This is a genomic window from Candidatus Profftia sp. (ex Adelges kitamiensis), assembly GCF_020342455.1.
Lineage (GTDB): Bacteria > Pseudomonadota > Gammaproteobacteria > Enterobacterales > Enterobacteriaceae > Profftia.
Genome location: NZ_CP080506.1, coordinates 607324 through 633500, shown reverse-complemented (window position 1 = coordinate 633500; position 26177 = coordinate 607324). Strand labels below are relative to the sequence as shown.

At 28.9% G+C, this 26177-nt stretch carries 17 protein-coding genes and 2 pseudogenes; 3 read left to right on the top strand and 16 right to left on the bottom strand.

The features are described from left to right. Positions 1–114 precede the first annotated feature (114 nt). The 14 genes from lpxB to rpsB all read right to left on the bottom strand — a co-directional run bounded on the left by lpxB (position 115) and on the right by rpsB (position 15113). Entirely contained in the window at positions 115–1317 is a 1203-nt protein-coding gene (gene lpxB / locus K0T98_RS01680; RefSeq protein WP_225639152.1) for a lipid-A-disaccharide synthase, read from the bottom strand. A gap of 5 nt (positions 1318–1322) precedes the next feature. Further along, on the bottom strand, positions 1323–2111 hold the full coding sequence (gene lpxA, locus K0T98_RS01675) for an acyl-ACP--UDP-N-acetylglucosamine O-acyltransferase (RefSeq protein WP_225639151.1): 789 nt from the start codon (positions 2109–2111) through the stop codon (positions 1323–1325). Continuing rightward, a complete protein-coding gene (gene fabZ, locus K0T98_RS01670) occupies positions 2112–2570 on the bottom strand; it encodes a 3-hydroxyacyl-ACP dehydratase FabZ (protein WP_225639150.1) in 459 nt (152 codons plus the stop codon). Between the two features lie 163 nt (positions 2571–2733). Beyond that, on the bottom strand, positions 2734–3762 hold the full coding sequence (gene lpxD, locus K0T98_RS01665) for a UDP-3-O-(3-hydroxymyristoyl)glucosamine N-acyltransferase (protein ID WP_225639149.1): 1029 nt from the start codon (positions 3760–3762) through the stop codon (positions 2734–2736). Between the two features lie 4 nt (positions 3763–3766). Further along, positions 3767–4267 carry an OmpH family outer membrane protein gene (locus tag K0T98_RS01660; protein WP_445082776.1) on the bottom strand — a complete coding sequence of 167 codons (501 nt, stop codon included), beginning with the start codon at positions 4265–4267 and terminating at the stop codon, positions 3767–3769. A 167-nt stretch (positions 4268–4434) separates the two neighbouring features. Then, positions 4435–6825: an outer membrane protein assembly factor BamA gene (gene bamA, locus K0T98_RS01655; protein WP_225639147.1), complete on the bottom strand. Its 2391-nt coding sequence runs from the start codon at positions 6823–6825 to the stop codon at positions 4435–4437. A 36-nt stretch (positions 6826–6861) separates the two neighbouring features. Then, positions 6862–8217, bottom strand: coding sequence for a sigma E protease regulator RseP (rseP, locus tag K0T98_RS01650; protein ID WP_225639146.1), 1356 nt, complete (start codon positions 8215–8217; stop codon positions 6862–6864). A gap of 28 nt (positions 8218–8245) precedes the next feature. Further along, positions 8246–9091 carry a phosphatidate cytidylyltransferase gene (cdsA, locus tag K0T98_RS01645; RefSeq protein ID WP_225639145.1) on the bottom strand — a complete coding sequence of 282 codons (846 nt, stop codon included), beginning with the start codon at positions 9089–9091 and terminating at the stop codon, positions 8246–8248. Positions 9092–9131: 40 nt separating this feature from the next. Further along, positions 9132–9866: a polyprenyl diphosphate synthase gene (gene uppS, locus K0T98_RS01640; protein WP_225639144.1), complete on the bottom strand. Its 735-nt coding sequence runs from the start codon at positions 9864–9866 to the stop codon at positions 9132–9134. A 205-nt stretch (positions 9867–10071) separates the two neighbouring features. Then, positions 10072–11271: a 1-deoxy-D-xylulose-5-phosphate reductoisomerase gene (ispC, locus tag K0T98_RS01635; protein ID WP_225639143.1), complete on the bottom strand. Its 1200-nt coding sequence runs from the start codon at positions 11269–11271 to the stop codon at positions 10072–10074. 114 nt (positions 11272–11385) lie between these two features. Next, entirely contained in the window at positions 11386–11943 is a 558-nt protein-coding gene (gene frr / locus K0T98_RS01630) for a ribosome recycling factor (RefSeq protein WP_225639142.1), read from the bottom strand. Between the two features lie 92 nt (positions 11944–12035). Further along, the gene (gene pyrH, locus K0T98_RS01625) at positions 12036–12761 is read right to left on the bottom strand and encodes a UMP kinase (protein ID WP_225639141.1); all 726 of its coding nucleotides are present in this window, start codon (positions 12759–12761) and stop codon (positions 12036–12038) included. 179 nt (positions 12762–12940) lie between these two features. Next, on the bottom strand, positions 12941–13738 hold the full coding sequence (gene tsf / locus K0T98_RS01620; protein ID WP_225639140.1) for a translation elongation factor Ts: 798 nt from the start codon (positions 13736–13738) through the stop codon (positions 12941–12943). Between the two features lie 655 nt (positions 13739–14393). Further along, positions 14394–15113, bottom strand: coding sequence for a 30S ribosomal protein S2 (gene rpsB, locus K0T98_RS01615; RefSeq protein ID WP_225639139.1), 720 nt, complete (start codon positions 15111–15113; stop codon positions 14394–14396). 373 nt (positions 15114–15486) lie between these two features. Here rpsB and map point away from each other — a divergent pair, with 373 nt between their 5' ends. The 3 genes and pseudogenes from map to feoB all read left to right on the top strand — a co-directional run bounded on the left by map (position 15487) and on the right by feoB (position 20396). Beyond that, entirely contained in the window at positions 15487–16287 is an 801-nt protein-coding gene (gene map, locus K0T98_RS01610) for a type I methionyl aminopeptidase (RefSeq protein WP_225639138.1), read from the top strand. 1429 nt (positions 16288–17716) lie between these two features. After that, positions 17717–17946 (top strand): annotated as a pseudogene (feoA, locus tag K0T98_RS01605) (ferrous iron transporter A). 169 nt (positions 17947–18115) lie between these two features. Beyond that, a pseudogene (gene feoB, locus K0T98_RS01600) lies at positions 18116–20396 on the top strand (Fe(2+) transporter permease subunit FeoB). A 942-nt stretch (positions 20397–21338) separates the two neighbouring features. Here the strand turns inward: feoB and ligA are convergent. Together ligA and zipA are read right to left on the bottom strand one after the other, a co-directional pair. Further along, a complete protein-coding gene (gene ligA / locus K0T98_RS01595; protein WP_225639137.1) occupies positions 21339–23381 on the bottom strand; it encodes an NAD-dependent DNA ligase LigA in 2043 nt (680 codons plus the stop codon). Between the two features lie 76 nt (positions 23382–23457). Further along, entirely contained in the window at positions 23458–24435 is a 978-nt protein-coding gene (gene zipA, locus K0T98_RS01590; protein WP_320412429.1) for a cell division protein ZipA, read from the bottom strand. Positions 24436–26177: the final 1742 nt, after the last annotated feature.

The window sequence follows — 26177 nt, the reverse complement described above, 5'->3', positions numbered from 1 at the left end:
ATTACAAGTATTAAGAAAGATAAAATGATATTTAATATAATTTTATAAATTATATTAAAACATTTTTTACTTATTATTTTGGATAAAAATAAAAAATAAGATATACGTATTTAACTATATATTAGAATAAATTACTAATGATAATACAGCATCAGCTGCCTGTTCATTAGCCCCACAACAAATACTTTTATGTAATTCTAATAAAGTCTTTTGTAAAACTTTAGTAGATTGATCATCTTTAAGTAACGGTAATAATGCAGCTGCTAATTTTCTAGGCTGACAATTATACTGTAATAACTCTTCAAATATTTTACGACGCGCTAACAAGTTAGGCAGAGAGACATAGTCAATTTTTACTAAACGTTCAGCTAGCCAGAATGTTACAGGATTCATGCGATAACCAATTACCATAGGGCATTTAGCCAACATACATTCTAGAGCAGCAGTACCAGATGCTAATAATGCAGCATTACTAGCATACATTGCATGACGTACCTGTCCGTCTAAAAGATATACTTTTAAATTGGGAGCAATTTTAGATTTAATACGTTCAAATTGCTCACGTAGTTTTGCATTTACTAAAGGTACAATAATCTCTAATGCAGGATATTTTTCAAGTAAAATTAGTGCTGTTTTTAAAAAATCAGCACTAAGCATTTTAACTTCAGTATTTCGACTACCAGGTAATAAAGCTAAACATAAAGCATCTGGTGCAATACCTAAATTTTGGCGAGCAACTTGTTTATCGGGATAGGGATTAAGAGGCATTGCATCTGCCATAGTATGACCTATAAAGCGACAAGGAACATTAAATCTATCGTAAATTTTTTTTTCAAATGGTAAAAAAACCAACACTAAATTAGTAGCTTTACCAATCTTTAAAACGCGCTTTTGACGCCATGCCCAAACAGAGGGGCTAACATAATGAATAGTTTTAATACCACACTGCTTTAAATTACCTTCAAGTGTTATATTAAAATCTGGAGCATCTATTCCAATGAAAACATCAGGTTTTAATTTTTTAAAACGTTTAGTTAATTCACGACGAATTTTTAGCAAACGAGGTAAATGTTTAAGAACTTCAGTTATCCCCATTATAGCCAGTTCTTCCATATCAAACCAAGTTTGACAGCCTTCATTTTTCATTAAAGGACCTGCAACTCCAAAAAAACTAGAATTAGGATAACGTTTTTTTAAGGAACAAATTAAACCAGCACCCAAAATATCACCGGAGGTTTCCCCAGCTACCAAACCTATAATTAATGGGCGCGAGTTATTATACGTTGAAAATAAATAAGAAGAGAACTGAGATGGCATTATTTTTATCTAATCATACCGCGCGTAGAGCGCTTAAAAAAATCAACAAATAGCTGAATATCAGAATTCTGTTTAGCTAATTCAATAATTTTGGGTTTAACTTCATTTAATGTCTTACCGCTACGATACAGGATCTTATAAACATTACGTATTTTATGTAAGGATTCTTTATTAAAACCACGACGTTTTAAACCTTTAGTATTTAAACCAAAAGGTGTAGCATGATTACCCTGTGCAATAATATAAGGAGGTATATCTTGAGAAACTCCGGAGCAACCTCCTACCATTACATGCGCACCAATCACACAAAATTGATGAACTGCAGTCATCCCTCCAATAACAACAAAATCATCAACCGTAACATGACCACCTAAAGTAACATTATTAGCTAGAATACAACTATTTCCTATTACACAATCATGCGCAATATGTACATTTATCATTAGCAAGTTATCGCTACCAATTTTTGTTACATTATTTCCCTGTGCAGTACCACGATGAATAGTAACATTCTCGCGAATAAGGTTACGATCGCCAATTTCTACTCTTGTTGGTTCATTATCATATTTCAGGTCCTGATTAACTTCACCAATGGATGCAAATTGATATATTTCATTATTACGACCAATTCTAGTCATACCATTCACTACAACATGGGACTTTAATATAGTACCTTCATAAATTTTTACTTCTGATCCAACGTAGCAAAATGGACCGATATATACACTAGCACTAATTACTGCTCCTTCTTCTACTATAGCACTTGGATGGATAAAGGAGGTTATGTTAATCACCTATCCAACCTCCCGGCTACGGGCACACATCATTGAAGCTTCACAGACAATTTTATCATTAACTTTTGCAATACCATTAAAACGCGCAACTCCACGACGTTCTTTAAGAAATTCAACTTCCAAAATCATCTGATCACCAGGTTGAACTGGACGCTTAAAACGAGCATAATCAATACCAGCAAAATAATATAGTTCACCAGTTTCTAATTTACCTTCGCTTTTAAATGCTAAGATACCAGTGGCCTGAGCCATAGCCTCTAGAATTAATACACCCGGAAAAATAGGTTTTCCAGGGAAATGACCTTGAAAAAATGGTTCGTTGAAAGTAACGTTTTTTACTGCTTGTAAGAATTTACCTTCTCTAAAATCAAGAACACGATCTACTAAAATAAAAGGAAAACGATGTGGTAGTAGATCTAAAATATCAGAAATATTAAGAGCATGAGTATTAGTAGTCAAAATACTCTTCCTATAAGAAAACTCATTTTTATAAACAATAAGTCTTGCTTCATATTATAGCAAAACAATGAAATATTGCAGACCTCCGCAAATAATTTTTTTATTTTACATAAAAGGATAAATGCTAGGAATGTATATTACTAATAAGGCGTAAAAATAATATTTAGCTATGGTTGATTTGCTTTTCAACAACCTTAAGACGTTTATTAATTGTATTAATATTCATTACTAGAGCTATTGTTTTACGCCATATTTTATTTGGTAATAAAGGGATACCAGAAGAATAAATACCTGGTTTAGTAATAGAACGCATAACCATACTCATACCAGTGATTCTAGCTTTATCGCAAATTTCTATGTGACCATTAATCACGCTTGCACCACCAATTTGGCAATAACAACCAATCTTTAAGCTACCTGCCATAATAACACCACCAGCAATTGCTGTATTTTCACCAATTATAACGTTATGTGCAATATGGCATTGATTATCAATAATAACACCATTACCAATAGTGGTATCATCTAAAGATCCACGATCTATAGTAGTACAAGCTCCTATTTCTACACGATCACCAATACAAACAGTACCTAGTTGGGGTATTTTAAGCCAGTGCCCTTTATCATTAGCATAACCAAAACCATCAGCTCCTATAACTGATCCTGACTGAATAAGGCAATAATTACCAATTACAACTCTATGATATATACTTACATTTGCCCATAAACGAGTACCAGAACCAATTGTAGTGAATTTACCTACGAAGCAACACGCCCCAATAATGATGTTGTCTCCCAATACTACTCCTGCTTCAATTACTGTATTAGCACCAATAGAAACATTACACCCTATACTAGCTGTTATATCAATTACTGCGCTAGCCGCAATATATTTTGAGGGAGCTGGTGTAGTATCCATAATTTGTGCCATTAACGCATAAGTAACGTAAGGATTCTTTACAACAAGCGCAGCAGATTTCTTACTACAGAAGGATAAGTCATCTTTAGTTAAAACTACAGCTCCTGCATTACAGGTAGATAATTCCTTACGGTACCGACTATTAGATAAAAAAGTAATGTGATGGGATTTTGCTGAATGCATAGAAGCAATCCCGGTGATTATTATATCTTTATTTCCATAGAGTGCTGCATTTAACTGTTGGGCAAGATCAACTAGTCGAATTGAAGGCATGTTTTTATTTAACCTGTTTTAGAACTTGTGCAGTAATATCATAGGATGAATTAGTATAAGCAACTGCATTTGCATCAATTACTAGATCATATCCTTTATCTTTAGCAATAATGCTTACAGCATCCTGAATACGACTTAGGAGTTTATTATTTTCTTCTGCTTGACGCCTACGATTATCTTGCTCAAAAACTTGTGCGTGCTGAAAGAAAATATCACGCTGTGCCATAATGTCTTTTTCCATCTTAGTACGATCACTAGCTTTCATGGTAGAGCCATCACGTTGAAGTTTTTGTATTTTAGACTGTATTTCACGTTCCTGCCTTTGTAAATCCATGGCACGATCATTGAATTCGGTTTCTAATTTTTTAGCGATCACTGTTCGTTGTGGTAACTGCTGAAAAATACTTGAAACTTTAACAATACCAATCTTATAAGCAGCCTCAGTATGTACTGAAACTAATAATAAACTTCCCAACAAACTTACTATATATATCCACATTTTCAATTGTATACTCCTTACCTTCGTCATCTGTACTTATTAAAAACAAGTATATCTATATAGGTACGTAAGTATAATATAAAAGATAAACCTTTAATTATTTAAAAATGTTTAGAGTAGAACTTATGTAATTTAGCATAATTACTATTTAAAATACCTTATATAATTGTTTATTACCAAGTATTACCAATATTAAATTGAAATTGTTCTGATTTATCACCATTATATTGTTTAATAGGCTGTGCGTAAGAAAATATCAATGGACCTAATGGGGATATCCACTGTAATGAAAGTCCAGCAGAAACTCTAATATTACTAGGATCACCATAATCTGAATAAGTCGAATAAGATATTTTATCCCAATTAGTATCCCAGACAGTACCAGCATCAATAAAAATTGAAGTACGTAGAGAATTAGAATATCTTTCACTAATAAATGGTGTCGGTGTAATTAATTCTACAGTACCAATGATCATTGCATTACCCCCGATTGCATCATCATTATATGATTTAATTTTATTGATAGTACCGTTAGAATTTAAATAAATTGCTTTAGGTCCAATATTGTTTGATTGAAATCCACGTATCGAATTCGCTCCACCAGCATAAAAATTTTCATAGAATGGCATTTCTTTACTATTAATACCTTCACCATAACTAAGACGAGAACGACCCATAATAACCCAAGAATAATCTTTATCCAAAGGCAGATAACTTTGGCTATTAAAAGTTACTTTATAGTATTCATTATCTGAACCAGGAATTGTTACTTTACCACTTAAAGAGGCTTTCGTTCCTTGAGTAGGGAAAAAACCACGGTTAACATGATTATAATTCAATCCCAAAGACCATGTGAACTCATTGGCCGTATAATTTGCTCTTGTAGCATAATTTAGGTTTTTACCAACAGATTTTAAATAACGCCACATAGAAACTTGTGGTTGCATATCATATAAAGAATTGTGAACATAACTTAAACCTGTACGTATTGAGTTATTTTCATTAATTGGAAAACCTAAAGTACCATCAAGACCATAACTACTATTAGTATAGTTAGATAATTCTGCATCGTCAGCTTTAAAATCATTATAGAATACACGTTCACCTAAACTAACACCATCTATAGTAAAATACGGATTATTTATAGAAATATCAGCATATGTCTGATATTTATTTTTTGTACTACCTATACTAACGGTATTTCCTGTACCTAACCAGTTATCTTGTTGTACACCAACTTGAAAGCTCATACCGCTTTCTGTACCAAAACCTAAACCAAAATTGAACGCACCAGTATTAGTTTCCTGAACTTTATAATTTATATCTACTTTATCTGGAGAACCTAAAACGGGCTGAGTATTAACGTTAACTAACTGAAAATAACCTGTACGGTTTAAACGTTCCTTACCCTGATCAACTAAATCGCTATTTAACCATGCTCCTTCCATTTGTCGCATTTCACGACGCATAACGAAATCTTTACTAATATGGTTGCCGGTAAAATTAATATTACGCACATAATAACGATGACCAGTGTCGACGTTAATTTGCAACTGAATAGTTTTATCTATATTATTAATTTTAGGTTGAGTTTGTATATTAATATGATCATATCCATATTGCCCTAGCAATCTTTTAATACCTTTCTCTATTTGAATTACTTGCTCTTCATTATACAATTCTTTATTAATCATTTTTTTAGCTAAATAATTGATCTCTTTACTATAATTACTATCGTTAACTGTTACTTCAACACCAATTATTTTATACTGCATACCTTCAGTTAAGTTAATAGTAATATAGATACCTTTCTTATCTGGAGTTAAATTAATATGAGTAGAGTCTATATTAAAGCAAGCATATCCATGATCTAAATAAAATCTTCTTAGACTTTCTAGATCACTAAAAAATTTTTGTCTATAATATCGACGATCGCTGACTAAGTTCCACCAAGGAACTTCGTCGCGTAATTGAAAAATACTTATTAACTCTTCATCTGTAAATACATAATTACCTATAATATTAATTTGTTGAATTTGAGCAGATTGACCTTCTATAAATAATAGTTTTAAATCAATACGATTACGGGGTAGTGGTGTTACAACTATTTTAACTGATGCATTATATTTACCGATACTATAGTAGAAATCCTCTAAACTTTTCTTAAGACCATCAAGTATTGTACAATCTAAGGGTTCACCCAAGATTATACCAGAAGATTCAAGGTCTTTTTTTAACATGTAGTTTGTTATATATTGATTACCAGAAAAAGTAATATTGGCAATTATAGGACGTTCTTTTACCTGTAAAATTAAATTATTACCCTTACGAATAACTAACACATCTTCAAAATTACCAGTAGCATATAATGCCCTAATAGTATTACTCAGATCTTCACTATTAACCGTATCTCCAGCTCGTATTGGTATATTAAGCAAAACTGCATCGACGGCAACTCTTTTTAGGCCTTCAAAATAAATATTTTTTATTATAAAATGATCTGCTCCATATGAGAAGACGCTGCTAAAAAGTAGCACTGATAAGAACAATTTTTTTATCGCCATTATTATTATACGTACTTCCTTACCTACATCGTGCCTTTAAAAGCGCGACAAATCATTTAAAAATGTAAAAATCATTAACAATATTAATAAAATAGAGAAGATACGGTAAATAAAGTCTTGTACTCTCGCAGATACGGCAACTCCTTGTAATTTCTCTATTACTAGGAAGAGGAGGTGACCACCATCAAGAACTGGGAGTGGTAATAAGTTAATAACCCCTAAATTAATACTAATTAGAGCTAAAAACATTAGGTAAAAAACTAACCCATACTCAGCTGATATACCTGCACCCTGAGCAATAGCAATTGGTCCTCCTAAGCTGTTTATTTTTACATCACCAGTAACTAGTTTATCTATCATAGAAACTGTAATTTTAATCAACTGCCAAGTTTTATTAATAGCCTGATAAAATGCTATAAGTGGACTATATTTTTTAATTAACTTGTACTGATTAGACAGAGGAGTTATTGTAGGTGTAATACCTACAAAACCTTCGTTTTTATCTACACTAATAATCTTGCTATCTGGTATTAAATTTAATAATTTAACCTTTCCATTACGTTCTATTTCAATTTCAATATTTTTATTGGGATTTTCTTTAACTTTTTTAATAAAAGTCGCCCAATTTAGTAATAATTGATGATTAATTTTAATAATCTTATCACCAACTTGTAAACCAGCTTTCTGTGCTGCAGATGCATTTCTTACGTCAGATAATACCGGTTGAATTTTAGGTCCGCACGGAATTATGCCAATCGTAACTACAGGATCTTGTTTATCTGGCTTACACTTCCAATGAGTTAAATCTAGAGTTTTCAATATTCTATTGTTACTTTTAAATTTAGCTAATTCTATAGTAATATTTTTTTCCCCAATTTTACTAATTAATGCCATACGCACTTCATCCCAATTAGAAGTTTGAATCCTTCCAATAGACTTTACCTCCCATTCTGGTAAAATATTTGAGTGATAAGCGATAGAATTAGGAATTATTTCATTAATAACAGGACGTACACCAGGAACTCCTATAAAAAAAGCTAGCCAATAAACAGCAATAGCAAAGATTAAATTAGATATTGGACCAGCAATAATTATGATTGCTCGCTGCCATACTTTTTTATTGTCAAATGTTTGATTAAGATACTCAGGGGGTATATTCCCCGATTTTTCATCCAACATTTTTACATAACCACCAAGAGGAATTAATGCAAGAACGTATTCTGTCCCGCTACTACCTATCTTTTTCCATAATGATTTACCGAAACCAATAGAAAAACGTTCTACCTTAACATTACAAATACGGGCCATTATAAAATGGCCTAATTCATGTACTGTAGTTAACACTCCAAGTGCTACTGAAAATGAAAGAAAGCTCCAGAGTATATGAATCATTAGTCAGTTCCCTGATTGAAATAAACTATTAAAATACTAATAATATAAGATATGCAAAAATTGGTACTGCAGCAGTTAAGCTATCTATACGATCAAGAATACCACCATGTCCAGGGATCAAATGGCTACTATCTTTAATTCCAGCCTCTCGTTTAAACATACTTTCAGTTAAATCACCCAATATGGAAGTTAATACTGCTACAATAGAATAAAATAGTAAACCATTAGCATGGAGAGTGATAGGTACATAAAGACCTAATACTCTAGATATTAGGTATGTAGTGGTTAATCCACCTATAAAGCCTTCCCAGGTTTTTCCTAAAGAAACCTGGGGACATAATTTATTTTTACCAAATATATTACCAAATATATAAGCTCCAGAATCAGCTCCCCATACTAAACACATTATATAAAGAAGATGCCATGCTCCTTGATAATAATCAGTTGCATATCCATATTGGCGCAATGCAATTACTCCCCCAAAAAATGGAATAATAGTAGCTGCTCCGAATATTATTTTTAAGATTCGAGAATGCTTCCACCACCATGCAGACTGTGGATAAAATAAAACTAATAATAAAGCAGTAATCCACCAAAAAATAGATACCCATAGAGAGTTAAAAGTTAAACGTAAATCAACATTAAATTTATATAAGTCATTATACATTAATAATGCTAACAATACACCAAAAAAAAGAGCAATGAACATACGATGTATATTTACTGTAAATCCAGCAAGCTGTCCCCACTCCCAAGCAGCTAACATACATATAACTAAAGTTATAATTGAAAAACCAATGGGAGGTAATAAAAATAGTGACGCAATAATAATAGGTGTTAAAATTACAGTTGTTATAATTCTAAATTTTAACAAAATATACCTCCATTATAATGCATGAAATATTTTTTTAGATCTAACTATTCCCAAAACGGCGATTGCGTTTTGTAAATGCATTTAACGCACTGGAAAATGTTAGTTCATCAAAATCAGGCCATAATACGTCTGTAAAATACAGCTCTGAATATGCAATTTGCCATAGCAAAAAATTGCTAATCCGATACTCTCCACCAGTCCTAATAACAAGATCAACCGGAACAAGATCATATAAACAAAGTAATTGGTTTAATAAGTTTTCAGTAATATCACTAGGTTGGATAGCATTAATCTTTACTTGAGTAGCTAATATTTTGACTCCCTGTATTATATCCCATCGTCCACCATAATTAGCAGCAATATTTAAAATAAGACCATTATTATTTGCGGTAATATTTTCAGATCTAAGAATACGTTCTTGTAATCGATAACTAAAACGACTGATATTACCAATAAATTTTAGACGTATATTATACTTATGTAATCTTTTTATTCCGCTATCTAATGTATGTATAAACAATTCTATAAGAGCAGTAACTTCTCTCTCTGGTCTTTTCCAGTTCTCACTACTAAAAGCATATAATGTTAATATCTTAATACCATGGCTAATAGCAAAATGTATAGAACGACGCACTGCTTTTACCCCGTATTTATACCCAAACATAAATCTCTTACCCTGAAGATGAGCCCAACGTCGGTTGCCGTCCATAATAATAGCAACATGTTGTGGCACATATAGTATATCATGAGTATTTGATAATTGAGTAGAAGACATGAAGTATAATTAATTCCTAATTGGATAATAACAAGAAAACTAATATAAATACTTAAACTTATATAAAAGATCTATGATAAGTATACATACTTAATAAATATTTATTGAAAATAAAATACTAAAATATAAATACAATTAAATAACTAGCTATCTAAATAGCTAAATAGCTAAATAGCTAAATAGCTAAATAATATATTACTTAAAATTATATTTGAAATTTTACACAAAGTAGTTTTGCAACCTTCCTAGATTGATAGTCAATATCTAAAACCTCATCTATACTTTTAGGCTCACTAAAAGATAAATTTAATAATGCCTCTTGATTAAGGGATGCGATATCAATAAAACGAATTTTTCCACATAGAAATGCATTAACGGCAATTTCATTAGTTGCATTCAGCACAGTTGTTGCAGCTTGTCCAGCACGAGAAGCATCTATAGCTAATTTTAGACAAGGATAACGTAATATATCTGGTTGTTCAAAAGTTAATGATCCAATTTTATAGAAATTAAGAGGCTCAAGATTATTGTTTACACTTTTTGGATAATACATAGCATACGCAATTGGTATACGCATATCAGGGGTGCTGAGATGCGCAGTCACGCTACCATCAAAATAACGCACCATAGAATGAATGATAGATTGAGGATGAATAATAATTTCAATCTCTGATTCAGAGGCGTTAAAAAGCCAGTGAGCTTCAATATATTCCAACCCCTTATTCATCATAGTTGCAGAATCTACAGATATTTTACGCCCCATAGACCAATTAGGATGTATACATGCCTGATCTATTGTGACTGTTGCAAAATTATCAACTGGTAACTGATACAATGGTCCACCAGATCCAGTAATAACAATATGTGAAATATTGTGTTCTCTAAGAGTTGTAAAACCAAGATTATTTTGAATAGTTTTAGGCATGATGCGAAAAATTGAATTATGCTCACTATCAATGGGTAAAAGTTTAGCATTACTTTCCCTTAAAGCATTCATAAACAACTGTCCACAAGTTACTAAAGATTCTTTATTAGCTAGTAGAACACATTTGTTAGCTTTTATAGCGGCCATTGTAGGCATTAATCCAGCTACACCAACAATAGCGGACATAACTTGATCAACATTATCTAGAGTAACTAACTCACATGCATCATTTTTATCAGAAGTAACTTTAATATTAAAAATACCCGCTTCTTTTAAGCGTAAATATAGTTCTTTAGCTGCATTTTTATTCGCCATAGATACATAATGCGGAATAAATTCAATACACTGCTGAAACATAATATCAACGTTTTTATCCGCTACCAATGCAATAACTTTAAAGTCATTAGGATTAGCACGTACTACAGACAACGTGTTGATACCAATAGATCCGGTAGAACCAAGGATAGTTAAGTTTTTCATGCAAACCTTATAAATAATTATTTAAAAAGGATATATTCAAGAGTTATATTGTTTTTAAAAAACAACAACATAACTCAAAATACTTCTGAAACTACTCTAAAATACAATATATTATTAAATTTTCATTAACTCTTTTTCTTTATTAATTAATAAGATATCAATATTCTTTATCATAGTATTGGTTATCTTCTGAACTTCATCCTGAGATTTACGATCCTCGTCTACACTAATTTTCTTATCTTTTAATAATAATCTAATTTTATCGTTAGTATCACGACGTACGTTACGTATAGATATTTTACTTTGTTCTGCTTCAGAACGCACTATTTTGATCATTTCTTTACGACGTTCTTCAGTCAATGCAGGGAATGGAATACGAATAATTTTATCCATAATAATTGGATTTAAACCTAAATTAGATACAGTAATCGCTTTTTCTATTGAAGAAGATAAAGAACGATCAAATACAGTAATTGCTAAAGTATGGGAGTCTTCAGCGATAACGTTAGCAACTTGACTTAGGGGGGTAATAGCTCCGTAATATTCCACGGATATATTATCCAATATATGAGGGTGCGCACAACTAGTACGAATTTTATTAATATTTAATTTAAATGTCTCTATACATTTATTCATGCGTGTTTTAGAATATTTTTTAATTTCATCAATCACGTTAAAAGTCCTTGAAACAGTTTATTAACTAACTTTTTATTTTCTTTATTTCTATAATATTAATATATTATTATACGACTTAATTATATGTATTATTTGCATATTAGGGTACCTTCTTTTTCACCCATAACGATACGACGCATAGCACCAAGCTTATTAATATTAAATATACAAATAGGTAAGTTATGATCACGAGCCAGAATAAAAGCTGCTAAATCCATTACTTGAAGTTTTTTTTCTAAAACATCCTTATAAGAAATCCGGTTAAATAACGTTGCGTTTAAATTAGTTAATGGATCAGACGAATATACACCACTAACTTTAGTTGCTTTTAACACAATATCAGCTTCTATTTCTATTCCACGCAAACAAGCTGCAGAGTCAGTTGTACACAATGGATTACCCGTACCTGCTGAAAAAATAACTACATGATTATTACGTAATAAACTGATAGCTTTTACCCAATTGTAGTTATCACAAATACTATGCAGGGGTATTGCTGACATAAGGTATGTATTAATAGAAGACCTAAGTAATGCATCACGCATTGCTAAACCGTTAATTACAGTGGCTAATATCCCCATATGATCGCCAACAATACGACTGATACCAATACGTGCTAAGCTATAACCACGAAACAGGTTACCCCCTCCAATCACAATTCCTACTTGAATACCTAATTCCACTAAATCTTTTATTTCCTGCACTATAAGTTTTAGCACACCTGCATTAATACCAAAATTTTCTGAACCCTGTAAAGATTCACCACTAATCTTAAGAAGAATACGATGATATAGGCATTTAGAATTGATTGTCATAAATATTCTATCCTAAAAAAGCAGTTAATAAAAAAATAATATAGAAGGTATTTAAAAATAAAGATATTATTAAATTAAAATTTTTCTAAAATTAGAATAATTAATATAATTATAATTTCCGAGAATTATATTATTTTAGTGATTTATGTAAATTTTGCAGTAAAATTTACTGTATATCACTAAAGCTCTTGACCCAATTCAAAACGAATAAAGTTGGTCACTTCAGCATTATATTCAGTAAGTAACTGACCGATGGTTTTATTTAAATCCATAATAAAATTCTGACCAGTAAGAGATACTGAATCAATGAATTTTTTCATACGACCTTTAACAATTTTCTCTGCTATTTCTTGCGACTTACCAGAGCGCATTACAATATCTAGTTGAATCTGATACTCTTTTTCTACCACTTTAGCGGATACATTTTCTGGATTAATAAATTCTGGTTTACTTGCAGCAATATGCATTGCAAGTTGCTTTGCTAGTTCCTGATTAGCATTTTTAGCAACAACCATAACGCCAATGCGAGTACCGTGCAGATAGCCAGCGAGTACTTCTCCTTTAAGAGCAGCGACGCGACGTATATTAATATGCTCACCTATCTTCATAACTAGATCTATGCGTTCTTTTTCGAAATATGATTTAAGAATGTCAATATTAGTAATTTTATCTACAATAACAGTATTTAAAACTTTCTCAGCAAATTTTTGAAAATAATCACCTTTAGCAACAAAATCAGTCTGACAGTTCACTTCTAGAATTACACCATAGTTTTCTGTTATACTCATTTTTATTACTCCATCAGTTGCTGAATTAATAGCTTTTTTTGCTGCTTTTATAGCACCAGATTTACGCATATTTTCTATTGCAAGTTCAATATTTCCTTGAGAGTTAATTAGTGCTTTTTTGCAATCCATAACTCCTACCGAAGTACGTTTACGTAATTCTTTGAGAATATTCGTAGTTATATCAGTCATTATATTTTCCTTAGTGTTCTAATTTGGTTTAGAATAGTAAAAACTAGATTATAGTAGTTGCATTAAAAGTTATTTAAATAGTATAATAATTTATAGTTTGTTATTTAACATTAATAAAAGTCATAAATTATATAATAAATAATTTATTCAATAAATTATTAATACTGAATTAGTAGATATCCAGTAATTTATAAATGAAATATATCAATATTATAATTATAATTACTGGATAAAATTAAATGTTGTTAATTTTATTATTATAAATCTAATAAACTGTTTTTATATCATGATTTTATAATCCAGAAGATTACATTACTTAGTATGCTACCCATAAATAAATGAGAACTAACATCGTCCTTAATACATACCTATTTTAGTAAAAAACTTATTTATTAAAATAATAATAATATTTTAGTGATCTTAAAATACTTTTAAACAAAAAATAAATAATCCTTATTATTTTTAATAAAAATGCATATAATGTCTAATATTACACCTCCTTAAAATAATTTAGTATAATAAGTAATGATAGTCCTATATGATATAGAGTAATTAATATAGTACCAGCATATAATCTTATATAAATTTCATTGAAATACATGATAAAATCAATAAGATTTTTTCTAAAGTATTTCTTAATGATACCCAATTCTTCTTAGTTTTCCTCCACTACTAAACTTATCTTCTGAGCATAACCTTCACGAATAGCTTCTGCTGCAGCATTTAGGTATAAACTTACCGCTCGAGTTGCGTCATCATTACCAGGAATAACGAAGTCAACTCCATCCGGATCAGAGTTCGTATCAACGATAGAGAATACTGGAATACCTAGGTTATTAGCTTCTTTAATAGCTATATGTTCATGATTCGCATCAACTACAAATAAAGCATCTGGTAAACCTCCCATATTTTTAATACCTCCTAAACTCTTTTCTAATTTAGCTAACTCACGAGTACGCATTAGTGCTTCTTTTTTAGTTAATTTTTCAAAAGTACCATCTTGAGATTGAGTTTCTAGCTCTTTAAGTCTCTTAATGCTTTGGCGAACAGTTTTCCAATTAGTGAGCATACCCCCTAACCAACGATGGTTAACAAAGAATTGATCACAACCATTAGCATATTCTTTTACAACTGCGCTAGCAGCACGTTTAGTACCAACGAACAAAACCTTTCCTTTACGAAAAGAAATTTTTTGCAATTGGACTAAAGCTTTATTTAACATTACAACAGTTTTTTCAAGGTTTATAATATGAACTTTATTACGCGCACTAAAACCGAAAAATATAAAAGGCTTCATTTTTGGATTCCAGTAACGGGTTTGGTGACCAAAATGTACACCAGCCTTGAGCATGTCACGCATAGAAATATTTATCACAATTAAACCCTCTATATAAGTTTGAAGTTTAACCTCCAATATACCAGTAAGAAAAACCTAAAAGTATTTACCTTAAAATATGTATAAAAGATAATATCGAATCACTATATATTTTTTATTATTTTATAAAGATAACACATTTAAGATTTAAAGATCTACCTGCCATTCTAAAATATTCATTATTGAACTTTCATAATAGCATAAATCAAATATAGGCTTCAAATTTTGTTAGATTTGTAATCTATAATCATTTAAAGTATTTATTACAATTAAGAGTTAAATTAAAATTAAAACATTATTGCTACTCTAGCAATAATGTTTTGCTAATTTATAAGATAAGATAAGATAAGATAAGATAAAAGGAAACATATTAATGTCAATTTTAATAAAAACATCCCAACAAATTCAAAAAATGCGCATTGCTGGAAGATTAGCTGCAGAAACTCTAGAAATTATCAAGCCATATGTTGTTCTTGGTGTTAGTACTAGCGAATTAGATCGTATATGTGCCGATTATATCACAAAAAAACAGAAAGCAATCTCAGCTTGTTTTGGATATCATGGCTATCCAAAATCAGTTTGTATATCTGTAAACGAAGTAGTATGTCATGGTATCCCTAGCGATAAAAAAATACTTAAAGATGGTGATATAGTTAATATTGACGTCACTGTTATTAAAGACGGTTGGCATGGAGATACATCTAAAATGTTTATTATTGGTAAGCCAACTATTCTGGGTAAGAGATTATGCCAAATTACATTAGAAAGCTTATATCTAGCTATAAAAATGATTAAACCTAATATCCGCTTGCGCACTATCGGTATTGAATTACAAAAATTTATTGAGGGGCATGGATTTTCTGTAGTACGTGAATACTGCGGACATGGCATTGGTAAGATGTTTCATGAGGAACCTAAGATTCTACATTACAATACATATGACGGGGGTATAATACTAAAGAAAGGTATGACATTTACTATTGAGCCTATGGTAAATGCAGGACACTTCCAAATACGCACTATGCGGGATGGGTGGACAGTAAAAACAAAGGATCATAGCTTGTCTGCGCAGTACGAACATACTATTGCAGTAACAGATAACGGTTGTGAAGTCCTAACTTTACGTAAAGAAGAAAGAGAACTTCCACGAATTATAGTGCATAAGAATATGTAGTTAATCAATAAGATTAGAAGATATACAATATATGAAATATAATCTCATATATAACAATAATGTATCACTACTATTTTCTATTAATTTTAGTAAAGATATTTATAGTCAGAATAGACTTAATAATATTGAATATAAAGAGTATAATAATTTACATTATATAACCTTTGGATTAATATTTTATTTTAATACTTTTATTCATCTTATTTCACCTATAATATCAGTTGTTTAATTAATTATAGATCTTTAATAGATCACCTCATCCCCTTTAACAACTAGTATGGTTATTTGGATTAGTTATAATTAATAGCAATATTTATATGATCTCTTTATTTTTTATCAAAAATATCCTTATAATTAGGTTAATTATTATTAATGCTCATTAGCATATTAAGTACATGAATATTATCAAAAAATAAGATAATATTATTTAATGTAAGTAATAATATGTGTTATAGTATAATGTAAAATTTTCATTTTTTTAAATAAAAAGTAATATTTTACTTTTTAGGAAAAAGGAATACGGAGTTTATAAGGACTTACATAAAAAATAGTATATTAAAATTAATGTATAAGATATGAATGAAACCTATAAAACAATTTCTTTATATACGTATATTTTCTAAGTTATACTGTCATGCCAAATATTTACCTAAGATTATAAATAAAAATTGCAATAATATTATAAATAATCTTTTCTAGCAAACATTTACGATATACTTAACCTTATTATTTTTAATAAAAAATGTGTCTGTTTAATTTTGATTATGAATCAAATATAAATTATCTTAAAATATTAAAATTAATTATGACATACAAATTAGGAAATAAGCAGAAATTACTAAAAAATTTTATAAACAAAATACACTAAGTTCTTAATAACCCTAGTGATTTAAATAAGATAATATAAAATATAAGTACAATGATTATATCATAATATATAACTAGTTAAAATTCAACAGAATTCATTCATGAATAATCATATATTATTATTTTAGATAAAATACTATTATTAGTGTAAAATAAAATACGTCCTTAAATAAAAAAAATAAAAATAATAAAAATAATCCTTCATGTTACTTGACTACCTTAATGACGGATAGTTAGTAAATTATCGAAATATTCACATATTTGTTAATAAACAATAGTTCTAATTTGCAACAAATAAAAATAATGATAAAATCATAATAATAGAAGATGATAGGTAGTTATATCCAAATAAATTTAGGTATAGAGTATGTACTCTAATATTATTAATAATAATTCTCAGTATATTTATGATAATTATTATCTTTAAATTTAAAATTAGATGATATTATCAATAAATAGATCTGTAGTAATAACATAAAAATAATTTTATTATAAACTAATCTAGTACTAATGCTTTAAAACTACATATTGATAACAAATAACTGAATAGAAAAGGTTTTTTATGAATCATCTTATTCCTAATTGTAAATATAAAATTATTAGTTTCTCACATTTAATTAATCATGCTTATAGACAAAAATTACTTTCTTTGGGGTTTTTACCTGGTTCTCCATTTAGTGTTATTCGTCTTGCCCCTCTATAGGCGATCCTATTGAAGTTAAATCACGTCGTATAAGTCTTTTTATGCGTAAAAAAGATTTAGCATTCTTAAAAATAGAGCGAATACCATAACTAAAAAACCCAAATCAAAATCTAATAATACCACTAATTACAGCTAATATTATATATCAGTACGTTTTTTATTTTTAGATAATTAATTACTGATAAATATATTATAAAAAGTCGATAAGACTTTTTATCTTCTTATATAATATAAAATATTCTTATACAATTTTTGATTATGGAACTACTCACAATAGGGTTAATAGATAACCATAATTCAGGTAAGACTACCTTATTTAATCAGTTAACTAGATCTTGTCAGAAAGTTGGTAATTGGGCTGGAGTCACGGTAGAACGTAAAGAAGGTTATTTCTTTACAGAAGGACATCACATAAAACTAGTGGATCTCCCTGGTACTTACTCTTTAATAACTATTTCAGAAAATACGTCACTAGACAAACAAATATCTTGGAATTATATTCTTAACGACGAAGTTGAATTAATTATCAACGTAGTTGATGCTTCTAATCTTGAACGTAATCTATATCTTACTTTGCAATTACTTGAACTAGGTATTCCATGTATAGTAGCACTAAATATGCTAGATATTGCCAACAGACAATATATTGAAATTAATACTTCAGCACTTTCGAAACATCTTGGTTGTCTAGTAGTACCACTCATTTCTATCCAAGCTATAGGTATAGATAAGATAAAAAAAAGCTATTGATTTACCATAATCTTGTGCTATCTCAGGATTATTGGAATATCCACTTTTGCTAAAACAACTGGATAATCTATCAAAAGTTATACCTATGACTTTAACTATACAAAAGCGTCGCTGGCTAGCACTTCAACTTCTTGAAGGTAATATTTCTAACTCAACCATCATGAAGGATGCATTTCAAATATTACCTAAAATTCAGAAAACATCTCAACTGACATTTAATGAAGATCCAGCACTTATCATAGCTTATTTACGTTATGAATATATTAAAGATATTTGTGATTCTATTAGTAATACTACACAGGTTATTTATAATATGTTTACCGAAAAATAGATTATATAATTCTTAATCGTTGGCTGGGTATTCCTATTTTTTTATTAGTAATTTATTTAATGTTCTTTCTATCAATAAATATTAGTGGAGTATTACAACCATTATTTGAATGTAGTTCTGTAACTATTTTTATTCAAGGTCTACAACGAATAGGGTATATTCCTCGCTTCCCTTTATGGCTAACTACTATACTGACGCAAGGAGGAAACGGTATAAAAACAGTACTCCCTATAATCCCAGAAATTGGAATTATGTATGTATCCCTTTCTTTTCTTGAGGATTCTGGCTATATGGCACGCGCAGCCTTTGTAGTTGATCTCATGATGCAAGTACTTGGTTTACCTGGTAAATCATTTGTTCCTCTAATTATTGGTTTTAGTTGTAATGTATCCGCAGTTATGGCTACTCGAACATTAGATACACTACGTGAACGCTTAACAACAGTACTTATGGCACCTTTTATGTCCTGCCGTGCACGCCTAACAATTTTTGTTATATTTTCATCAGAATTTTTTAATCAACAGGAATCCCTAGCAGTATTCTCACTATATATGATAGGTATTATTACGGCAATTTTTATTGGTCTTATGATAAAATATACTATCATGACTGGAGAGGTATCTCCTTTTATTATGGAACTACCAGTATACCACTTACCAAATTTAAATCATTTAATACTACACACTTGGCCAAGATTGAAAAGTTTTGTGTTACGTTCTGGCACAATAATAATTATTGTAAGTACTGTAATAGGTACTCTTAATAGCTTCTCTTTTAGAGGTAAGACCGTAAACGCAACAAACGATTCTGCACTCGCTTCAGTAAGTAAATTTATAACACCACTATTATATCCTATAGATATTAACAGAGACAATTAGCAAGCCACTGTAGGTTTAATTACTGGTGCTATAGCAAAAGAAGTAGTTATGAGTACTTTAAATACTCTATATACATCAGATCAAATTTATAAAACAGATTTTAATCCAAAAAACTATAGCTTAATTATTGGCTTAGTAAAAGCTGTAAATGAAACATTGCAGAGCTTAAAATATACCTGTAGTCTGCATTTTTTAGTTAAGTCAATAAAAGAAGATAATCAATGCATGAAAATACAATCTAGTGCAGTTATGAGTGTCATAGGTAATAAATTTGGTAGTACTAGCGCTTGCTTATGCTTACCTTATTTTTGTACTATTATATATTCCTTGTGTATCAGTTACGGGAGTAATAGCACGAGAAAGTAGTCGTAACTGGATGATCTTTTCTATTCTATGGAGTTTAAATATTGCTTACTCATTAGCAACATTATTTTATCAGATAGCAAATTTTAATCACCATCCACAATACAGCTTACTTGCTATTACGATTATCTTAATATTTAATACTTTAGTATTAATAGTTCTACGATATTCTAGGAATAATTTAAGTTTTATTTTTGGTAAAATTAATAATCAATAATAATTATTGTGATACTAAAGGTATATAAAATATTATAATTTTATAATAAAGTAATACGCAGAGACAAAAGAATGGCAATTTTATTTAAAGTAAGAGATACGGTATCCTTACATAAACAAATTAAACTCAAACAGCTATATCAAGAAGTACATAAAGTTCCCCATCTATAGTTCTTATGGTATTGAACACTGAGAAAAAGAGGGGTATATAGAAAAAATTAAAGAAACCGAATATAATTTATATAGTTAATATTTATAAATATGTCCTAAAAAAACGGGAACTTATACAAATATAATGCCTATAGTTTTATAACTATAATTTTATAACACAAGAAATACTAATTAAATTATTATTAATACTATTATAGCTATAATAAGAATTTAGAACATTATATAAACTCTTGATAATATTTTTTTAAAAGAATGATATTTCATATTTTGTAATGTATTGCATTACAAAATGTATTGTAGTTTCTTTAATTTTATAAAAAATAATTAACTAATTTAGTTTTATTTTCTCGAATAAAATTATCAATCAATATTTAGAGTAATTAGTCTAATTATTCATAGTAGTTATATATCTATCTCTAATCTAGATATATTAAAAACAACTTACCTAGCTTTTTAGTTCTAATAAAGTAATATTCATAATATTAATTATTATATTTTGAAATATTGTTAAGATAAAAATCTCAAATATACTTTTATATTCAACATGATTTACTAATCATACTGCTGAGATTACTTTATTAAATAAGCATGTTACCCTTATTGAATAATGTTTCAAATATAAAATATATTATATATTTTTTAGAAAAATTAATTATAAATAATCTTTGTATTCATAAAAAATATTATTTATCTTAATTTTATAATTTTATTGTTTTAATTACACTGATAGATGATATCTCTTTAATAAATAGAACTGTTAGTAACTTATATTTTACAACCCTAATAACTTGATTATATCTACTTCATTTATAATTGTAATACCTAGATTTTTAGCTCTATCTAACTTAAATCCTGCTGCATTACCAACAATTAATATATCAGTTTTCTTGGATAAACTCTTTGTTATTTGAGCACCCAAAGCTAATAGGCTATATATAGCCTGATTACGAGATATTAAATTAAATGAACCTGTAAATACTAAGCTTTTCCCCCAAAAAAAATTTTGCATATCTTTAGTTAAAACTGTCTGAGGCTTGATATACCAATGGATTCCAATCTCAGGGCTAATTAATTCATTAATAATTTTCTTATTATACTCTTTATTCAAGAAATCGTATACATGCTCTGCAACCACTGTACCGATATTCTGTACTCTTTTTAGCTCTTCAATATCTGCACTACATAAAGACTCTAATGAACCAAAATGTGCTGCTAAATTTAATGCCATTACTTCCCCTACTTTATATATTCCTAATGCATAAAGAAACCTTGCCATTGTAGTTTTTTTAGACTTCTCTAAAGAGTGAACTAAATTAGTCGCAGACTTTAGACCTATACGATTTACATTAGTAAAGACATCTATAGTTAAGCGATATAAATCAGGTGGGGTATGCACATATTTTTTTTCAACTAACTGTTCAATGATTTTACCTCCAATACCTACTACACCCATAGCTTTACGTGAAATAAAATGTTTGAGTGACTCTTTAAGTTGAGCCTTACATATTAAGCCACCAGTGCAACGAGATATTACTTGTCCGGTAATGCGCTCAATGTTAGAACCACATACAGGACAATGTTTAGGAAAAATAATCTTCTGTGCATTTTTAGGACGTCTAGAATTTACCACACTAAGAACCTGTGGAATAACGTCTCCAGCACGACGAATAATAACGGTATCACCAATTAATAACCCTAAACGTTTTATTTCATTAGCATTATGTAATGTAACGTTTCTTATCATAACACCTGCTATAAGAATAGGATCTAAACATGCAACTGGTGTAATAGTACCATTCCTGCTAACCTGAAACTCAACATTGTTTACTACAGTCATTTGTTCTTGGGAAGGAAATTTAAACGCTGTGGCCCAACGAGGCGCTCGTGTTATACAGCCAAGATGTTTTTGAAAATAAAAACTATCTACCTTAATTACTATACCGTCAATATCGAATTCTAACATTGAACGTTTTTGTTTAATTTTACGATAAAACTGTAACACTTCATCACTACCGTTACATAGTTTTACCCAATTACTAACTGGCAAGCCCCAATGCTTACATTGCTGTAGATATTCATAATGACCCAGTGGAAGTTTTCCATCATCTATCCATCCCAAACCATAACAAAAAAAAGTAAGAGGACGCTTAGCAGTAATACGTGCATCAATTTGACGCAATGATCCTGCAGCTGCATTACGGGGATTAGAAAAAAGTTTTTGATTTTTATCACGTGCTTCTTCGTTTATTCTTTTGAAACCAGATAATGGCATTAAAACCTCACCACGAATTTCAACACTACTAGGGATATTACTCCCTATTAATTGTAAGGGGATTGCACGTATTGTTTTAATGTTAGCTGTAATATCTTCCCCTATGTTACCATCGCCACGCGTAGCACCACGAATTAAAATACTATTTTTATATAAAAGGCTTACTGCTAAACCATCAAATTTAAGTTCACAACAAAAACTTAAAGGATCTGATATTTGTAAGCGTTCATGTATGCGCTTATCAAAAGACAAATAGCTCTCTTCATCAAAAATATGATCTAACGAAAGCATAGGTATCTTATGATGAACTTTACTAAATGAAGATAAAGGTGCTGCTCCTACTCTTTGGGTAGGAGAATCTGATGTAATGAGTATGGCATTATGCTTATCTTCTAAGTTTCGCAGCTCATTCATTAAACGATCATACTCATCATCAGGTATTTCAGGGGAATTCAGTACATGGTATTGATACTCATGATAACGTAAAAAAGTTCTTAGTTGTTCAACCCTTTTTATAAGTTGCTGTACATTAGTATATGTCATAATTTATTAATAATTTGATTAAAAATAAAAACTTTAATATATAGAATATATTTAATTGTATTAGATAGTTATCCTATTATTTTTTAGTATTTAAAATTTCAAGTATATGCATTTGATAAATTTCTAATTTTTGTAGAGTCATCATTCGGCGCTCATCGTCTAATACCACACCACCAACATCTTCAGCTATACGCTTAGCTGATTGAAGCATTAGCTTTAAATTTTGATTAGCGTCACCATATGAAGGTACTTTCATAAATAAAGAGATACCAGGAGTACTAAAATAAGACATATTTTCAAGTTTGAATTTACCTGGTTTAATCATATTTACAATACTAAACAAAACTGGACCACTACCCATAGGATTTAGATGACGATGAAAAATATTCATAGCGCCAAACTGAAAACCATATTGTAATATACTTTGCAGTAATACCTCACCTCTTATTACGCTACCGTAACTTGCAGCAACATGCAAGACTAGAATTATTTCCATTATTTTTCTTGGCTGAATAATATTATTCTTCCTAGAATTAGTAGAATTCTCCAGTGATTTTGAATTATTTAATAGTTCATAATTTAGATTAATATGATTATCTTTATAGTTCTCATGCAGCAAATTATTCTTTGCTACTATCGGATAGCTAAATACTTGTTGTGCTTCTAAATTTTCCCTAAATTGTACAATATGGTTGAGAGGCGTATGCAGCTTATTTAAATTTTTCGAATTCTCATGTTGAAAAATACTAAACTGGTTGAATATAGTTTTTATAGATTTTTGTTTGGCATGACAAGGATTCTGACTCAGAAATTTATCTACATTTTTATCTCTTTTCACTAGTAAATGTGTATCATAAGATTTTTTTATTCTTGTCTTGAGTAGAGTACGAAAAGACCAATTAATATTTTTACGACTAATCCAAGATCTATGTAATAACAAAGCTATAATCGTACCAAAACTAACAACAATGAATATTAGAAGCAAATCATGCATCATGGTAATCTCTGTTGTTTGAATACCACTACCATACATAATGGCAAACTCTTCACTCAATAGCTCCACTTATATAGTGAGTACAACTATTAAATATACTAAGATATACAATAAAAGTTTATTTATTACTTTTCTGTTGATTAGCAAAATATATAGATAAAATAGTTATAAAAATTATTTTTCTATTACAATATAAGACATAATTAAAGAAATTAATGTATTATATTATTTACTGCAAGTAAATTAATTACTAATAACTTAGCATTAAATACTTAGTTATTATATTAAAATTCATTAATTTTTATTCTTTTTATAAAATAAGATGTAGTAGATGATTTTTTAAATCAGATATAATAGTGTGATATATACTATTATTTATATAATTATTTAATAACTTTATTTAAGAATAGAATCAATCAAATAGAATTTTTATTAAAATGACTATTCGTAGTTTTATAATCATTTTTAAAACATACGTCTAAAATAGACCATCTATGAATATTATTACTATAATACGTCATATTATTAAATATATATTTACGAGAGTAAGTATATGCTTATCATTTTATAAAAACTAAATATTATGAAATTAAGCTTATTTATATCTATAAAAAAAATCAGATAAGCTATCTATAATCAAATTACTATAAAATTATATATTAAAATTAATCAATATATTAAATATTACTTATACGTAAATAAAAGTTTTTTATCTAAAAACAAACTTGTCATTATAGTAATTATGATAGATTATATAAATAATAAATTGATTATCTAGATAGATAGGATGTTTGCTATGTTATAAAAGTATTTTATAATACTTTAGTTAAAATTTCACATAAAAGATTAGTAATAAATAAAAAATAGATCTTAGTAATCTATGTAGGATGCTAATATTATTAAAAGTAATTTGCTTAATTATCAAAATTTATAAGTTTTTATAACTTAAGACAATTAAAATTATTCTCTAGTTTTTACTTAAAATTATCCTACTAATTTATAGTATATATTCTATAATAAAAATATTACCTATTTTAATTATGCTGATTAATAATATTTAATTGCAATTTATTAAAAAATATTTACTATATATAACTACATAATGATAATTATAAATAATTACTATTCATGATACTAGAATTTAAGTAAATATTAGTTCTTTGGAATTATTGTTATCCTTATAAAGTTTTACTATAAATTTTTTAATACAGTTACAATTATTAATATAAAGTTATACAAAGAATAAAAGATTTATAACTACCATAAAGCACGTCTTTTATGCAGTAACATGATTTAATATTTCCCCTAAAAGCAATATTCACTGTATGAATAATAATATATATTATATACTTCTTTTTAAGAAAAGTTCTATTAATTATTAACACAACTAAATATAATGTATTTACTTCTTTAAGAGAAACAATAGAGTGTAATACAAAAATTAAGTATGTATTTCATATGGTAAAGGACTTATTATGATGAAAATTTTTTAGGATAATTACTTAATAATAGGCCATTATCTGCTCAGTCATCTAAATCATATAGTAAATAATTATATTTTATTAAATATAGAATTTTGTAGTCCAATTTTAGTATTAAAGATAGAATCAGTGCTAATACGATCTGGAATTTTGATAAACAAAATATCCTTAAATCAGGTATTAAACTAATTAAAATAACTATTAGAAATACTAGTATGTCCTTTATATTTGATAGCTAATTCACGTAGTTATAAGCTAATATTAATAATTATTAATACTATTAAGTCTAGAATGTTATTAATCAATCAAAATGTTAGGTGC

Coding starts and splice junctions, on each gene's coding strand:
- map (WP_225639138.1), top strand. CDS start 15,487: ATGTCAATTTTAATAAAAACATCCCAACAAATTCAAAAAATGCGCATT.
- ligA (WP_225639137.1), bottom strand. CDS start 23,381: ATGACATATACTAATGTACAGCAACTTATAAAAAGGGTTGAACAACTA.
- uppS (WP_225639144.1), bottom strand. CDS start 9,866: ATGTCTTCTACTCAATTATCAAATACTCATGATATACTATATGTGCCA.
- bamA (WP_225639147.1), bottom strand. CDS start 6,825: ATGGCGATAAAAAAATTGTTCTTATCAGTGCTACTTTTTAGCAGCGTC.
- lpxB (WP_225639152.1), bottom strand. CDS start 1,317: ATGCCATCTCAGTTCTCTTCTTATTTATTTTCAACGTATAATAACTCG.
- ispC (WP_225639143.1), bottom strand. CDS start 11,271: ATGAAAAACTTAACTATCCTTGGTTCTACCGGATCTATTGGTATCAAC.
- tsf (WP_225639140.1), bottom strand. CDS start 13,738: ATGACTGATATAACTACGAATATTCTCAAAGAATTACGTAAACGTACT.
- rseP (WP_225639146.1), bottom strand. CDS start 8,217: ATGATTCATATACTCTGGAGCTTTCTTTCATTTTCAGTAGCACTTGGA.
- pyrH (WP_225639141.1), bottom strand. CDS start 12,761: ATGACAATCAATTCTAAATGCCTATATCATCGTATTCTTCTTAAGATT.
- lpxD (WP_225639149.1), bottom strand. CDS start 3,762: ATGCCTTCAATTCGACTAGTTGATCTTGCCCAACAGTTAAATGCAGCA.